Raw genomic sequence first — 14,422 nt, 5'->3', positions numbered from 1 at the left:
GGATCGTTATACCAACAGCAGAGCGGTCCGCCCGACGGATCCGTTCGAGGAGAGCCCGTGCCGGACTGGATCGAAGCCGTCAAATTTCATTCGGCCGTGCATTCCGCAAGCAATGGCCAGCCGCGCTACGCGATCGTGACCAGCGTTGACCCGGCGAACCACGCCATCAAGGCAAGGATCGAGCCGGACGGCGTGGAGACCGGCTGGATCCCGGATAGCGCCGTCGCTGCAGGCGGCCTCAAGATTGCCTGCCCAAGTGAGGTCGGGACCCAGGTCCTGCTGCTGGCGGTGGAGGGCGATACCGAACATCCCGTGGTCGTCGGCAGGTTGTTCGATACGGTCTCGGCGCCCCCGGTCAGCCCGGCGACGTCGCAGCCGGTTCAGCCGGGCGAGGTCGGAGTTTTTCTCCAAGGTGGCGTCTATCTCCATCTGACCCCGGCCGGCGTCTTCATCGCGGGCGACGTGCGCATCGCCGGGACGGTGACGAGCACCGGAGACGTCGTTGCGGGCGAAATCAGCCTGCAGCTTCATGTGCATGGTGCCGTGCAGGCGGGCCAGGGACGCTCCGGGCCGCCGAGCTTCTAGCGATGGCAGATATCGCGCATGTCGTCGGAAGCGATCTTCAACTCAGCAGTAGCGGAGACGTGGCGACCGTCGATCAATCCGACTGGACCGAGCAGCGCGTGCTGAGGCGCCTGCTCACCAGCCTTGGCGCCTATATCTGGCAGCCGGCCTACGGTGCCGGCCTTTCCGGGCTGATCGGCAGCACCGTCTCGACACAGCAGATCGCGGCTCTGATCAGAAGCCAGCTCGCGCTCGAGGCAGCCATCCTGCAGCAGCCGGAGCCGGTCATCGCCATCAGCCGAGGTGCTTCCGGCGAGGCTTTCGCAACGATCTCGTATGCCGATGCGACGACCGGCGGCGCGGCCATCATCACAATCCCAGGGGCCGGTTGATGCAGCTCTCGTTGCAGAATTTCACCACCCTGGTCGCAAACATGGCGGCGAGCGCGCAGGGGGCCTGCTCGACCCTGCTTGATGTCAGCGTCGGGTCGGTTCTTCGTGCGGTGATCGAGAGCTCGGCCTCGGTCGCGCTCTGGCTGCAGTATCTCATCCTGCAGGTGCTTTCGATGACCCGTCTCTCGACCAGCATCGGCGCGGATGCGGATAGCTGGGTTGCGGACTTCGGGTTGATGCGGCTGCCATCGATCCCGGCAAGCGGCATGGTCGTCATGGCGTCGCTCAATCCGTCCGGCCAATCCGCGACAATCCCCACCGGCGCGCTTGTCAAGACAAGCGACGGGACGCAGAGCTTCCTTGTCGTCGACGGTCCGTATCTTCGGGCCGTGGGGGTGGCATCGGTAGCAGTACCGGTGCAGGCGATGGTCGCCGGCGTTCTGGGAAACGCACAGGCGGGCTCGGTGACGATCCTCGGCACCGCCATTCCTGGGATCGATACCGTAACAAATCCGGTTGCCTTTACGCTTGGCGCGCCGGCGGAGACCGACCAGGCTCTGCGTGCCCGCTTTGTCATCTATGTCAACACGCGCTCGCAGGCGACCGAGCAGGCGGTGGCCAACGCCATCGAGTCGGTCCAGCAAGGCCTGACCTACGTGATCCAGGAAAACGTGACTGCAGCCGGCCTCTCGTTGCCGGGCAATTTCGTGATCATCGTCGACGACGGCAGCGGCGCGCCGCCTGCATCCCTGCTTCAAGCAGTGGCGACGTCGGTGGATGCGATCCGTCCGGTGGGGTCGACCTTCTCGATCATCGCGCCGATGCTGATCGAGGTTGCGGTCTCGATGCAGATCACGGTGACCGATCCGACGCAGAACAGCCTTGCGCAGGCGGCGGCCGGTAGCGCGGTCTCCTTCTATATAAACAGTCTCGCGGTCGGACAGGCGCTGCGTATCTCGCGTATTGCCGGCCTGGTGTACGATGCGGCTGCGATCGTCTCGAATGTCACCGATGTCAGCCTGAACGGGCTCGATGCGGATCTCGGCGGGCAAGCCGGATCGGTGGTGCGGGCCGGCCTGATGACCGTCCTGATCGCACCGTCATGAGCAGCTTCTCCGGCCCCGGTAGCGGCATCGGATCGATCGCCGACATGATCGCCAGGCTGCGTGCGGTCCTGCCGACAGGCTGGTTCCCGCAATCTCCACCGGCGCCGCTGGCGAGTGCCACGCCGGTCCTCGATGGTGTTCTCAGCGGGATCGGGACCGCCTGGTCGCTGAACTACGGCCTTCTTTTCGACACCGCGCAGCAGACGCGGATTGCCACCGCGAGCGTGGGCTTCCTCGACCTGATCGCGGCGGATTTCTTCGCCGGCGCGCTGGTGCGCAACGTCGGGGAGACGGATGCACCGTTCCGGTCCCGGATCCTGGCCAACCTGCTGGTCCGGCGCGGCACCCGCCAGTCCGTCAGCGATGGCGTGCGGTCGCTGACCGGACAGGCGCCGACGATCATCGAACTGCAGCGCGGCGCCGATTGCGGCGGCTACGGACACGGCAACGATCCCGGCACCGGTCGCGGCGGCTACGGCACGCCGGCGCTCATCTACGGATCCGCCATGATGAATTTCCAGTACCTTGTCATCGCCGCGCCATCGCCGGCGTTCGCACCCGGCCTCGCCACGACGCGGCGCAGCATGGCCACTTATGTCGACGCGAGCGGACTGATCGTCCAGGCACCGCCGATGACGATACGGCCGCTCTACCAACTCGGCGTCCTGCAAGGTCCGCTGATCGAGCGCGGCAGTTTCAACCTCGTCGTTGACAGCCGGAACTGGACACCGCTCGCCCGAACCGCAACGACAACGGCCGGCTGGTCGCTCTCGACCCTGCAGGATGCGCCGATCCCTGGCGATCCGGTGCTGGACCTTAGCATTCCGGCCGGCGGCGAGGCGTCCGGCCCGGGAGTTTCGGTCGCGGCAGGCGGCAGGCCGGCCTGCGGCTCGGCCTGGATCCTCATCGGCCAGCAGTCTGGACTGTCGTCGGCGAGCCTGATCCTCACCGACCTTACCGACGGAACCACGGTTGCATCCTCAGCCGACATGACTTCCATCGGTGTCTGGCAACGCCTCAGCGCGACGCTGACACCGCGGCAGGCGGGCGGCCCGACGTTGCAGATGGCGATCGCCGGAACGGCGAGCTCCGGGCAGCCGGGCGTGCTGCTCACGCAGTGCTGGCAGATCGAGCCCGGATCTATGGCGACGAGCTACATTCCGACGTCCGGCTGTCTCGGCCTGCGCGACGCCGACGTCGTCTCGGTCGTGCCGCCGAGACCTGTCGTCTTCACGCCCACCATCGCGCAGGTCATGGCGACGATTGCCGCGACCGAACCGATCGCGACGATCGGCTGGACCGCAATCGTGCCGCCGGTCATCGCGATCTGATCGCGCTCCGGCAGAACCCCTGATGCGAAAGATCCTGGAGTAGTCATGGACCGTCAGATCATCTATCCCGGCGCCATCGCGCTCGATACCGACCAGCTGCTGCAGTCGCGCAACACGATGGTCGGGCTCGGCTATCTGGCCAAGATGATGCTGGGCGACGCCACGCCCTGCGCGGACGGCCTGCAATGCACGCCGGCAACCGGCCTCGCCGTCATGCTGTCTGCCGGCAGCCTGACGCTGCCGACGGTGATCGATGCTTCCTATGTGGGCCTGCTGCCGCCGGACGGCGATCCGCTGCTCAAGATCGGCATCAACACCGCGCCGGTGCTGGTGCAGCTGGGCAGCCCTGGCGCCTTCCTGATCTCAGCCACAGTGACCGAGGTCGCGGGCGGCGACCTGCCGATCGCCTACTACGACGCCGCCAACCCGTCGCTGGCCCTGATCGGTCCGGGCGGCGATGGCCTGCCACAGGCGAGTGTCCTGCAGCAGCGTATCGGCTTCGCGGCGACAGCGGCAGGCCTTGCCCCGGCCGGCAGCACGCCGCTCTGGAGCGTCGAGATCCCGGCCGGTGCCATCGCGGTCGGGCCGGGCATGATCACTCCGGCCCCGGGCGCGCCCTTCATCGCGGTCAAGCTGCCACAGGCCGCGCCACTGCTATCCCCTGGTTTTTCGGGAGCGCCAACCGCGCCCACCGCATTGCCCGGCGATGTCAGCACCCTGCTTGCCACCACCGCCTTCGTGTCAGGCGCCAACCGGCGCTCGCGTGCGGTCTGGATCAAGGCTGGAACCAATGTCTGGACCTGTCCGGCCGGGGTGTCGCAGATCCTGTTCAGGGGATGGGGAGCCGGTGGCGCCGGCGGCACCGGGTCCGGCGGATCGCCCGCCGGCGGCGGCGGCGGCGGCGGCTATCTCGAGGTGCTGCTCGATGTGGCGCAGGGACAAGCCTACCCCGTCGTCGTCGGCTCCGGCGCCACCGCCTCCGCCACGGTCACCCCGACCAGCTTCGGCGGATTGCTGTCGGTGTTCGGCGGTGGCAATGGCGGCAATGGCGGAAGCCAGCCGGGTGTCGGCGGAACCGTCGGCAGCGACGCGGTCCTGCAACTCGCGGCGCTGTCCAATCCGGGGATTTCCGCTGGCCAGGCTGGCTATGTTGCGGGAGGAACGGCGATCGGCGGCGCCGGCGGCGGGAGCTACGGCTCGACGCTCGGCTTCGCGAACACCGGCCTGGGTGCGGGATTGCCCGGTGGCTGGCCCGGCGGTGGCGGCTCCGGCGGTGCTCCGGGGCCGGGTGGCCCGGGAGCGGACGGGCTGGTGATCCTGGAATGGTGCGGCGAGCCGGCCGCATGAACCGCTTGGCGAGGACCAGCTCATGATCACGGAATTCGCGGCATGCACCGCCTTCACGGCGGCTGAAGAGGGCGGCTACGTGTGCGATGCACGTGATTCCGGCAACTGGACCAGCGGCATCTGCGGCACCGGTTCGCTGGTCGGGTCGAATCTCGGCGTCGGCGCACCCATCCTCGAGCGCTGGTTCGGGACCAGTACGAGGGTGACGACCGCACTCATGCGGGCGCTGCCGCCGGCGACCTACCAGGCGATCGCGATGGAGTTCTACTGGCAGCCGATGCAGTGCGCGCGATTGCCCGCCGGGCTCGACCTGATGGTGTTCGATTTCGGCTGGAACCGCGGCTGCACCACGTCGGTCAATATCTTCCTGCGCAGCCTCAGCCTGGGTGCGGCCTGCCTGCAGGCACCCGATGGCGATGCCGTCGCGGCGGCGCTGCTGGCGGTGCCGTTGCAGACCTGGCTGCGCTCCATACCGCTCTCCGACATCCTGACGTTGCAGACAATGCTGGGCTTGCATGTGGATGGCATTGCCGGCCCGCAGACGCTGGCGGCGTTGCAGGCGCGGCCCGACCTTCGGATCCATCTGGCCGTGCTGGTGCTGGCAGCGGCACAGTTGCTGTCGTACCGGCAGTTGAGCAACTTCGCGACCTACGGCGCCGGCTGGATGGCGCGGACCATGCGCCGTCGCATCAGCGCGCTGGCACTGCTGACCATGCAGGTTCCGGTCCGGCTGGTCGGGTGAGCGAAGCCTCGAATACCCGGGCGGGTTGGCCCACGAAATCGGCCGGTCCGCTATGGGTCAGGCTGGACCTCGTCTCCAGCCAGACCTGGCCACCAAGCGCCCGCCAGCGCTGGCAGAAGGCGAAGTCCTCGCTGAGATAGATCCGGGAGGCCGGATCGATCATGCACTCGAACAGTGCGAACGGGTGCAGGTCGCTATCCGGATGCTGGTCCGCGTAGCTGTGGACGCTGCGGTATGATGTCTCAGGGTAGGCCTGCATCATCCGCTCGATCACCGCGCGTGCGATCAGCATGAAGCCGGTCCCGGCATACCGGGCAGTCGCGAAAGCGCCGTCGCGTTCCGCCTCCGCGTTCATGCACAACTCCCCGACATAGCGCAGGCCGGCAGCCTCGGGCGGCTCGCCACGCTCGAGCCGCAACCGCGTCGCCTCGTCCCAGTAGTGCGTCTTGAGTGGATAGGTCGCGGCACAGAGTGGCTTGCCGAAGGCGAGCAGGTCGCGGACCAGCGCCGGCTGGAAGCTGATATCGCCATCGACGAACAGGATATGGGTCGCCTGTCGCAGGGCCATGAAATGGGCGAGGAGCGTGTTCCGGCTGCGGGTGATCAACGCGTCCTGACCCAGCAGCCCGAGCGTCACGTCGTAGCCGTCGTTGGCGGCGCAGCGCATCACGCCGATCACCGACTGCATGTAGCCCTGCGTGACCACCCCGCCATAGCACGGCGTCGCCAGGAAGAGGTGAGGGCGCAGGCGACGGCTCCTTCGATGCAGAGCCGGAAAAGCGCGGCTTGCCCGTCATCCTCGCAGCCGACGGTTACTGAAACCTTAATGGTGGATGTGGTCGCCCATGAGCGAGGCCAGCGTCGGCTCGATGAGCGCGGCCAGCTCGGCCTGGCTCTGCGCGGTAGGATGCAAAGGCGGATCTGGCGGCGACAGCATCGGGTCCATGTAGCGCGAGGCCAGCACACGGCCGTCCTGCTCGAAGATCGGGGCTGCGTCTATGAAGCTGATCCAGCGTGGGCTGCCGGCGGCGAAACGCGCGAGGTCACGGTTCAGCGCGAGCGTGTTCACGCTGACCCATGGCGATCGGATCGAGGGCAGCACGCCGATCAGCAGCACGCGGGTGTCCGGCAGTCGCTCGTGCAGCAGATCCAGGATCACCCGGATCCCGGCGAATGTCGCGGCGGCATCGGTGTGTATGTGACCGAAATTGTTCGCCCCGATCAGCAGCACCACGGCGCGGGGATGCACGCGGTCAAGCTCGCCGTGCTGCAGCCGCCAGAGCAGATGGCAGGTGCTGTCGCCCTTGAATCCCAGATTAACCGCATGGCGGTCGCCGTAGTAGCGCCGCCAGGCCGGGGCAAAATCCCGCCAGGGCTCCGGTCCCGTCCGCTCCCAGTCCTGGGTGATGGAATCCCCGATCCAGAGCAGGTCCACCTGCCCGACGAGCTCCCGCTGCTTGGCTTCGAAGCGTTGCTTCCACCAGGGCAGATCCATTCGCGAGACCGGCTGCGTGGCGATGCCGGCTGGCGCGGCCGCGCCCAGTCCGAGGAAGATGGCGGCGCCCAGGCAGACCTTCCCGAAGCGGCGCCACCGCGGCGGATTCCGTCTCATGAGGCCGCTCAGAGGTAGAGAAAGGCGAAGCTGGCGGCACCGAACAGTATGCAATAGATGGCGAACGGGCTCATCGCCCAATCCTCATGCGAACGGAAATATCGCATCAGGAAGGCTGTGCTGGCCAGGGCGGTGATGCCGGCGACCACGGCGGCCAGGATCGCCGGCGCCCAGTTCGAGCTTGCTGCCGCACCGGCCTTGTGCAGGTGCAGCATCTGGTCGGCGGTGGCCGCAAAGATGATCGGGGTCGCGATCAGGAAGGAGAACCGCGCGGCGCCCTGGTGATCGATGCCGCGCAGGATGCCGCCGATGATGGCGGCGCCCGAGCGCGAGATCCCCGGGATGAAGGCCAGGCACTGCCAGAGCCCGATCACCAGTGCGTCGCGCCAATCCAGGGTCGCGATCGGCCGATGGTTGGCCGATACGCTGCGGCCGCGCAGCTTCTCGCCAGCCAGCAGCATGATGCCGTTGACCACCAGGAAGATGGCGGCGATCTCCGGGGTGCCGAACAGCCGGCGCAGGAAGCTTTCGAACAGGAAGCCGAGCACCACCGCCGGGAGCGTGGCGAGGATGATCAGCCAGAGGATATGCCGGCTCTCGCGCTGCATGGCGGGGTCGCCCTGGCCCAGGGCGCCACGCGCCAGCTCGTACCAGTCGCGCCAGAAATAGGCGAGCAGGGCGATCGCGGTGCCGAGATGCAGCGTCACCAGGAAGGGCAGGAAGGCCGGGCTGCGCTGGTCGATCGACCAGTGCAGGATGGCCGGGATGATCACCGCGTGTCCCAGGCTGCTCACCGGAAACAGCTCCGTCACGCCCTGCAGGATGGCGATGATGAGCGCTTGGAGGGTGGTCATTCGGACATCGTCCCGAGTCTGTGAGAGCCACCTGTTGCCGGACTCTCGGTCGTGCCGCAAGCAATCCCGCGGCTTGACCCACGATCGTGGCGGCCCCTATCTGACCGCCACGCGCACGGTCCCTCCGGTCGCGCCACCAAGCCTGCGCAGACAGATCGGGATTGCACGCATTGCTTCATCGGACCGATCCTCTTGGCCCGTCATAGCGCCACCGCGATCCTGGCCAGCGCCCTGGTGATCGCCGTGGCCGCCGGCTTCTATACCTATGCCGAGACCAGAGGCGCAGGCCCGACCGAGGCGACCTACGAGCTGCAGTCGGTGTTCCTCTCCGCGAACGGGCTGGCGCCGGGCGCCGACGTGCGGCTGGCCGGCGTCAAGGTCGGTTCCGTCTCATCCATCGCGCTGGATACCAGGCTGTTCGTCACCCATGTCGGGTTTCGCATCGAACAGCGCTATCGCCTGCCCGAGGACAGCAGGCTCGCCATCGGCAGCAGCGGCTTCACCTCGTCCGACGCCCTGATGGTCACGCCCGGCCACTCGGCCCGCATGCTGCAGCCCGGCCAGGTCATCCGCGACACCCAGGAAATGGTCAGCCTGGAGCAGCAGGTCAGCCAGTACATCTTCGGCACCGGCGGGCTCGGCACCGGCGGACCCTGACCTGAACGTTGATCAGGTCCGGGTCGCGTTTCGCGCGGCGAGGCCGCTAGTCGTTCAGCGGATAGGACGCCATCAGCCGCCGCTGCTTGCGCCAGTCGCGCAGCATCGCCAGGACTCCGCTGCTGCCATGGCCACGGGCCCGCATCTCGGCGCCGATCTCGAAGGCTTCCCGGTAGTGCTCGAACTGCACCCGGTAGGCGTCGCGCAGCGTGGTGGATGCGTCCCAGATATGGGTCGCCTCCGACCCGACACCGTTGATCTCGATGATCCGGAAATCCTCGCCACGCCTTAGCGCCGCCAGGCTGCGATAGCGCAGGTCGATCCGGCCGAAGTGGAAGTCGGGAATGTCGGATACGATCGACTCGATGCAGGTCGTCAGCGCCGCGGTGATGTCCGCGTTCCCGTTCAGGAAGATCGACCCCTTGCAGTGGTTGCCGGCGAACACCAGCCGGATCGCCACCCCCGCACCCGGGACGCTCTCGAGGCGGTCGTGCAGCCGGGGCATGTAGAGATGCGGCACCAGGCGGGTGCGCGGATCCGCCATGATGAGGTCGCGCAGCGTGGAACGGCCGTCGCCGACCAGGATCGGCGCCTGCTTGTGGGTCAGCGAGGTGATGCGCCCGTGCTCCTCGCCGGGGCGGCGGACATAGAACACTCCCGCCTCGCCCTCGTGGGCGATCAGCTCCTGCAGGACCAGATCGACGTCGCGCGGGAAGGCCGCCAGCGTCTCTGCCAGACGATCCTCGTCCTGCACCAGCCGGACACCGGTACCGTTGCAGCCGATGTCCGGCTTGACCACAAGCGGCAGTTCGAGACCAGCCACGCGGAGCTGCGCCAGGGCACGGGGCACATCGCCGGCCCCGGTCCGGAACACGGTGTAGGGCGCAATCCACGCACGCGCTTGCGGGCCGGCCTGGTCGAGAATGGAACTCTTGCTCTCGCCGCACAGGCCACCGGTCGAGATGCGCGGGTTGGCGGCGGATGGCAGGCTGAAGTCGCCGTGCCGCAGGCCAAGCAGGACCCACCAGGCCACCACCGGAGTGTAGAACAGCCAGCCGGGCCAGTATTCGAACCTCGACATCTCGCGCGGCGGGGCGGCGGGAGTGGCGCCAGCGGCGATTTCACTCACGACGAGGTCTCCCGCACTTTGGCGATGATACGACCCGCCAGCACCACCACGATGGCGAAGCCGATCGCGCCGACCCAGCGCCAGGCGCCGAAATGCTGCATCAGGAACTCGCCCACGCGAAGCGAGACCAGGAACAGCAGGCTGGTCCAGATCGAGGTCGCCACCACCGCGGCAAGCACGAAGCGCCACAGGTTGGCCTTGAGGAATCCGCAGGCGGTGTAGGTCGGCAGCCGCGCGCCGGGTATGAACCGGCTGATCATGACCACCCTGAACACCTTCCCGGAAAGCCACTCGCGGCCGCGGGAATGGCGCTCCGCCGACACCATGCGGTTGATGCGCGGCACCGCCGCCGCCAGCCGGCCAAGCCCGTAGAGGCCGAGATCGCCGAGCACGATGCCGCTATACAGCGAGGGCAAGGCGACACCCACGCGGACCACCCCGGACTGCACCTCGATCGCCGTCAACACGGTGGCCGCATCCTCGAGGATGAAGGTGCCGACGATGATGGTTGCCGCCTGGGCCAGGGGAGAGGCGCCTGCCGATTTGAGCAGCGCGGAGACCGATAGGAAGACCATTCGAGTTCACGCGCGCCGGCCGGTAGCCTGGACAGGGAGGATCGGGATCAGGACGGAGATAGTGGAGAAGGCCTCAGCGAGGCGATCTCCCGGGGCACTTCCGTTCCGAGCAGCGATAGCAGGCCTCCATGCCCCGTCAGGCGTCGCGGACGCGAACATAGCCGGAGGTGTCCAGGAAATTGCACACGCCGCCGCATCGCCGCGTTGAATATCGGCACCGGGATAAGCAGTCACGCGATTTCTGGTTCATGCCCGGGCGATCGGGCAGCGGGCCTTGGGGCGACATCCGACGACCTCCGGCATGACGTGCCCACCGCGACACGGCGCCAGCGACGGTTCCCGGCGCCGTCGCCGCCAAGGTGTAACAACGTCATGCATCCGGATCGCTGCAGGACTAGGATGCCGGTTCCCTGCACAGGATGCTCCGGCAATGCCCCCCGCCAAGAGGCTCAAGCGCGACAATGACAGCGGCCCGCCGGACAAACGCCGCCCGCCCGGTCCGGCGACCGACCGTGCCGCCAGTGCCCGGCAGGCCCGCAAGGGGCAGGACACCATACGGCTGGTCGATCCGCTGACCACCCGGCTCGGCACCAGGATCGACACCAACGCCCTCATCTTCGACAGCGACTGGTATCGTGCACAGTATCCGGACGTCGCGGCATCGCGGGTCGACCCGGTGCGGCACTATCTCAACGACGGCGCCAGGGAGGGGCGGGACCCCAACCCGTATTTCGACACCGACTGGTATGTCACCAACAATCCCGATGTCGCCGCAGCCAGGCAGAATCCGTTCCTGCACTACCTGCTGCACGGCGCTCACGAGGGGCGGCTGCCGGCACCTCCGCCGGGCGCCGAAGCGGGACCGCCGGCCGCCTGATACCATGAGCGCGCGCTCCTCGCGCCATGGTTGTTTCCGACTCGCGGGCTGTGGCAACCGGAGCAGATGATGCTGCGCCGGCACTTGATCAGCTCCGCCCCCGCACTCCTGGCGGGAGGCACCCCTATCCTGGCAGGAGGCAATTGCGCCGCGAGGGCATCCGGCGCCAGGACCTACCGGCAGTTCCTGCAGGATATCGGCAATCAGGGTCGCACGCTCGGGATCGATCCCGCGATCCTCGATACGGCTCTCGCCCTCGACGAGCCCAACGCGAGAGTGCTGCAGCTCGACCGGCATCAGCCGGAATTCACCCTGACCTGGGCTCAGTATCGCGCACGGGTGCTGACCGACGGCAAGCTGCAGGCGACGCGGCAGGCCTACGGCAGCCGGCTCCAGCTGCTCACCGCGCTATGGCAACGCTACCGCGTCGATCCGCGGGTGGTGACCGGGATCTGGGGCCTCGAATCGAATTTCGGCAGCAGGATCGGCAGCTTCGGGGTCGTCGATGCGCTGGCGACGCTGGCTTATGACGGCCGCCGCGCCGCGTTCTTCCGCGCCGAGCTGTTGAATGCGCTGCGCATCCTGCAGCAGGGCGACGTCGCTGTCGGCCACATGCTCGGCAGCTATGCCGGCGCGATGGGCCAGCCGCAGTTCATGCCAAGCTCGTTCCTCCGCTACGCCGTGGATTTCGAGGGCAACGGCCGCCGCGACATCTGGACCAGCGAACCCGACGCGCTCGCCTCGATTGCGAACTATCTCCGGCAATGCGGCTGGGTCGCCGGGGTGCCCTGGGGCCAGCCGGTCCGCCTTCCGTCCGGCTTCGACGCCACCCCGATCGGGCGGCAGCATTGGCTCCCGCTCGGCACCTGGACCGCCCTCGGGGTGCGCCGTGCGGATGGTGGCCGCTTCTCGCGCCCGGATGTCAGGGGTGCGGTGGTGGCACCGGACGGCACCGGCGGCGACGCCTTCATGGTCTACGGGAACTTCGACGTCATCCGCCGCTACAACCCGTCCGACTTCTATGCCCTGGCCGTCGGGCTGATCGGCAACGCCGCAACATGACCCGGCCTGCCTCGAACCGCCCGTCCACCTTCACCGGGGCCCCGGTCCTGCTGCTGTCTCTGGTGACGCTGTCCGGCTGCCACCATCGCCAGCCGGTGGTGAGCCGCCCGGCAACCTACACCGTCGGACCGGCATGGCAGGGGGACGGCAGCTGGTTCTATCCGGCCGAGGTCGCCTCCTACGAGGCGACCGGGATCGCCGCCATCGATCCTGCGGAGGGCAGGAGACCCGGCCAGCACCATCGCATCACCGCGGATGGCGAGTTCTACGATGCGTCCGCGATCGCCGGCGCCCACCAGACGCTTCAGCTGCCGGTCGTCGTGCAGGTCGAGAACCTTGAAAACGGCCATGCCATCCTGCTCCGGCTGAACGATCGCGGTCCGGCCGATCCCGGTCGCCTGCTCTCGGTGACGCCACAGGCGGCCCGGCTGCTTGGCATGGACGGCCTGCCACGCCGCGTGCGGGTGCGTCTCGACGAGCCCGCGACCGCAGACCTGCAGCGCGGGGTTGCAGGCGTGCCGTTGCCGGACGCGACGGCGGCGCCGGTCGGGGCGGTCGCCGAGCAGTCCCTGATGCCGGGCTCCGCGGCCGGCCCGCCTGCCGCCGTATCGCCTCCCGCCGCAGCGGCCGCCCGCACTGCCACGTCGTCCACTCCCGGCCCCGCGCTCGGCAGCCTGCCCGACGAGACGGCCGATCCTGGCCAGCTCTGGATCGACGCCGGGCACTTCAGCGGACGCCGCTATGCCGACCAGGTGGCCGCCGCCACCGGAGGGTTCGTACGGCAGTCCGGGCGTGGCCGGGCAACGAACTACATGGTCCGGATCGGGCCGCTCGCCTCGGTGCAGGCGGCGGATGCGGCACTGGACCATGCCCTCGCCGCCGGGGTAACCGGTGCGCGCATCGTTGTGGAATAGGGACGACAGGTGGCAACCAGGCGATTCTTGCTCACCGGCGGCGCTGCTGCCCTGGCCTTGTCCGTGCCGCTGCGGGACGCCGCCGCGCGCCGCCATCCACACGCCAGGCCGCATCCTGCCGACGGCGAAGGAGACGGCGACGATGCCGCATCCGGGGATGCCGGCGCCGCGGCGGGCACGCCTGCCGACACCCCGATCGGGCCGCTCGACACCGCCGCCCGCTGGGCCATCATCCTGGACGCCAACACCGGCTCGGTGCTGCTGCAGAAGGCCGCCGACGAGCAGATGCCACCCTCGTCGCTGACCAAGATGATGACCGCCTACCTGGTGTTCCAGGCGCTCTCCGAGCAGCACCTCAAGCTCGACCAGACACTGCCGGTGAGCGAGCGTGCCTGGCGCATGCAGGGCTCCAAGATGTTCGTGCCGCTCGGCGGTCAGGTCGGCGTCGAGGACCTGATACGCGGCATGCTGATCCAGTCCGGCAACGACGCCTGCATCGTGCTCGCCGAAGGCATCGCCGGCTCCGAGGACCAGTTCGTCGTGCGGATGAACGAGCAGGCCCACCGCATGGGCCTCACCGGCACGCAGTTCCGCAACGCCACCGGATGGCCCGACCCGGACCACCACATGACGGCGCGCGACATCGCCACGCTGGCCCGCCACCTGATCCAGGACTTTCCCCAGTACTATCACTACTTTTCGGAAAAAGACTACAAGTTCAACAACATCGCCCAGGGCAATCGCAATGTCCTGGTCGACAAGGGTCTCGCCGACGGCCTGAAGACCGGCCATACCGACGCCGGCGGCTTCGGCCTCTGCGCAAGCTCGGAGCGCGATGGCCGCCGCATCATCATGGTGCTGAACGGCCTGCCATCGTCGCATGCGCGGGTCGAGGAGGGCGCGCGGCTGCTGGGCTGGGCGTTCGCCAACTTCGAGGACGTGAAGCTGTTCACCCGCTACGAGACCATCCAGCAGATCCCGGTATGGCTCGGGACCCAGCCATCGGTCCCCGCGGTCACCAGGGACGATGTCGTGCTCACGCTGCCGCACGGCTGGCGCAGCCATGTCAGGATCAGGGTGGATTACGCCAGCCCCCTGGCCGCTCCGGTCGCGGCCGGCGCGCAGGTCGCCACGCTTACCCTTACCGGCGCGGGGCCCACCAACATGACCTATCCGCTGGTCGCCTCGGTGGCGGTGCCGCGTCTCAGCCTGCCGAACCGCGCCATCGCGGTGATCGAGCACTCCATCGGCGGCGGATAG

At 68.1% G+C, this 14,422-nt stretch carries 16 protein-coding genes; 11 read left to right on the top strand and 5 right to left on the bottom strand.

Translation table 11 applies throughout. The annotated features are described in order from the left end of the window. Window positions 1-57 precede the first annotated feature (57 nt). Genes FE263_RS11630 through FE263_RS11605 form a run of 6 tightly spaced genes read left to right on the top strand, consistent with a single transcriptional unit; the run spans window position 58 to window position 5,482 of the window. The gene (locus tag FE263_RS11630; protein ID WP_240759398.1) at window positions 58-585 is read left to right on the top strand and encodes a phage baseplate assembly protein V; all 528 of its coding nucleotides are present in this window, start codon (window positions 58-60) and stop codon (window positions 583-585) included. 59 nt (window positions 586-644) lie between these two features. Next, on the top strand, window positions 645-956 hold the full coding sequence (locus FE263_RS11625) for a hypothetical protein (protein ID WP_205880347.1): 312 nt from the start codon (window positions 645-647) through the stop codon (window positions 954-956). After that, window positions 956-2,062, top strand: a complete 1,107-nt coding sequence (locus tag FE263_RS11620) for a baseplate J/gp47 family protein (protein WP_138326137.1) — start codon at window positions 956-958, stop codon at window positions 2,060-2,062. The genes FE263_RS11625 and FE263_RS11620 overlap by 1 nt, the downstream gene beginning before the upstream one ends. After that, entirely contained in the window at window positions 2,059-3,393 is a 1,335-nt protein-coding gene (locus tag FE263_RS11615) for a phage head spike fiber domain-containing protein (protein ID WP_138326136.1), read from the top strand. Before FE263_RS11620 ends, FE263_RS11615 begins: the two co-directional genes overlap by 4 nt. A gap of 45 nt (window positions 3,394-3,438) precedes the next feature. Continuing rightward, window positions 3,439-4,740 (top strand): glycine-rich domain-containing protein, encoded by a 1,302-nt coding sequence (locus FE263_RS11610; protein WP_138326135.1) that lies wholly within the window; start codon window positions 3,439-3,441, stop codon window positions 4,738-4,740. 22 nt (window positions 4,741-4,762) lie between these two features. Then, window positions 4,763-5,482, top strand: a complete 720-nt coding sequence (locus tag FE263_RS11605; RefSeq protein WP_138326134.1) for a glycosyl hydrolase 108 family protein — start codon at window positions 4,763-4,765, stop codon at window positions 5,480-5,482. Here the strand turns inward: FE263_RS11605 and FE263_RS11600 are convergent. From FE263_RS11600 to FE263_RS11590, 3 genes are all read right to left on the bottom strand, one after another. Beyond that, complete coding sequence (locus tag FE263_RS11600) at window positions 5,430-6,170, bottom strand: hypothetical protein (RefSeq protein WP_240759389.1); 741 nt, start codon at window positions 6,168-6,170, stop codon at window positions 5,430-5,432. The two genes, FE263_RS11605 and FE263_RS11600, sit on opposite strands and share 53 nt — an antisense overlap. A gap of 135 nt (window positions 6,171-6,305) precedes the next feature. Continuing rightward, window positions 6,306-7,094: a GDSL-type esterase/lipase family protein gene (locus tag FE263_RS11595; RefSeq protein ID WP_138326133.1), complete on the bottom strand. Its 789-nt coding sequence runs from the start codon at window positions 7,092-7,094 to the stop codon at window positions 6,306-6,308. 8 nt (window positions 7,095-7,102) lie between these two features. Further along, the gene (locus FE263_RS11590) at window positions 7,103-7,948 is read right to left on the bottom strand and encodes an undecaprenyl-diphosphate phosphatase (RefSeq protein WP_138326132.1); all 846 of its coding nucleotides are present in this window, start codon (window positions 7,946-7,948) and stop codon (window positions 7,103-7,105) included. Window positions 7,949-8,140: 192 nt separating this feature from the next. Here FE263_RS11590 and FE263_RS11585 point away from each other — a divergent pair, with 192 nt between their 5' ends. Continuing rightward, on the top strand, window positions 8,141-8,605 hold the full coding sequence (locus FE263_RS11585; protein ID WP_138326131.1) for an MlaD family protein: 465 nt from the start codon (window positions 8,141-8,143) through the stop codon (window positions 8,603-8,605). 46 nt (window positions 8,606-8,651) lie between these two features. Here FE263_RS11585 and FE263_RS11580 read toward each other — a convergent pair whose 3' ends face one another. Beyond that, the gene (locus tag FE263_RS11580) at window positions 8,652-9,686 is read right to left on the bottom strand and encodes an ATP-grasp domain-containing protein (protein ID WP_138326333.1); all 1,035 of its coding nucleotides are present in this window, start codon (window positions 9,684-9,686) and stop codon (window positions 8,652-8,654) included. Between the two features lie 44 nt (window positions 9,687-9,730). Next, complete coding sequence (locus tag FE263_RS11575; protein WP_138326130.1) at window positions 9,731-10,309, bottom strand: DedA family protein; 579 nt, start codon at window positions 10,307-10,309, stop codon at window positions 9,731-9,733. Between the two features lie 430 nt (window positions 10,310-10,739). Here FE263_RS11575 and FE263_RS11570 point away from each other — a divergent pair, with 430 nt between their 5' ends. From FE263_RS11570 to FE263_RS11555, 4 genes are all read left to right on the top strand, one after another. After that, window positions 10,740-11,186 (top strand): hypothetical protein, encoded by a 447-nt coding sequence (locus FE263_RS11570; RefSeq protein ID WP_138326129.1) that lies wholly within the window; start codon window positions 10,740-10,742, stop codon window positions 11,184-11,186. Window positions 11,187-11,252: 66 nt separating this feature from the next. Further along, window positions 11,253-12,248, top strand: coding sequence for a lytic murein transglycosylase (locus FE263_RS11565; protein ID WP_138326128.1), 996 nt, complete (start codon window positions 11,253-11,255; stop codon window positions 12,246-12,248). Continuing rightward, window positions 12,245-13,162, top strand: coding sequence for a septal ring lytic transglycosylase RlpA family protein (locus FE263_RS11560; protein WP_138326127.1), 918 nt, complete (start codon window positions 12,245-12,247; stop codon window positions 13,160-13,162). The genes FE263_RS11565 and FE263_RS11560 overlap by 4 nt, the downstream gene beginning before the upstream one ends. A 9-nt stretch (window positions 13,163-13,171) precedes the next feature. Continuing rightward, window positions 13,172-14,422 carry a D-alanyl-D-alanine carboxypeptidase family protein gene (locus tag FE263_RS11555; RefSeq protein WP_138326126.1) on the top strand — a complete coding sequence of 417 codons (1,251 nt, stop codon included), beginning with the start codon at window positions 13,172-13,174 and terminating at the stop codon, window positions 14,420-14,422.

This window comes from Lichenicoccus roseus (assembly GCF_005844085.1).
Classification (GTDB): domain Bacteria; phylum Pseudomonadota; class Alphaproteobacteria; order Acetobacterales; family Acetobacteraceae; genus Lichenicoccus; species Lichenicoccus roseus.
This window is presented reverse-complemented; position numbering and strand designations above follow the sequence as displayed.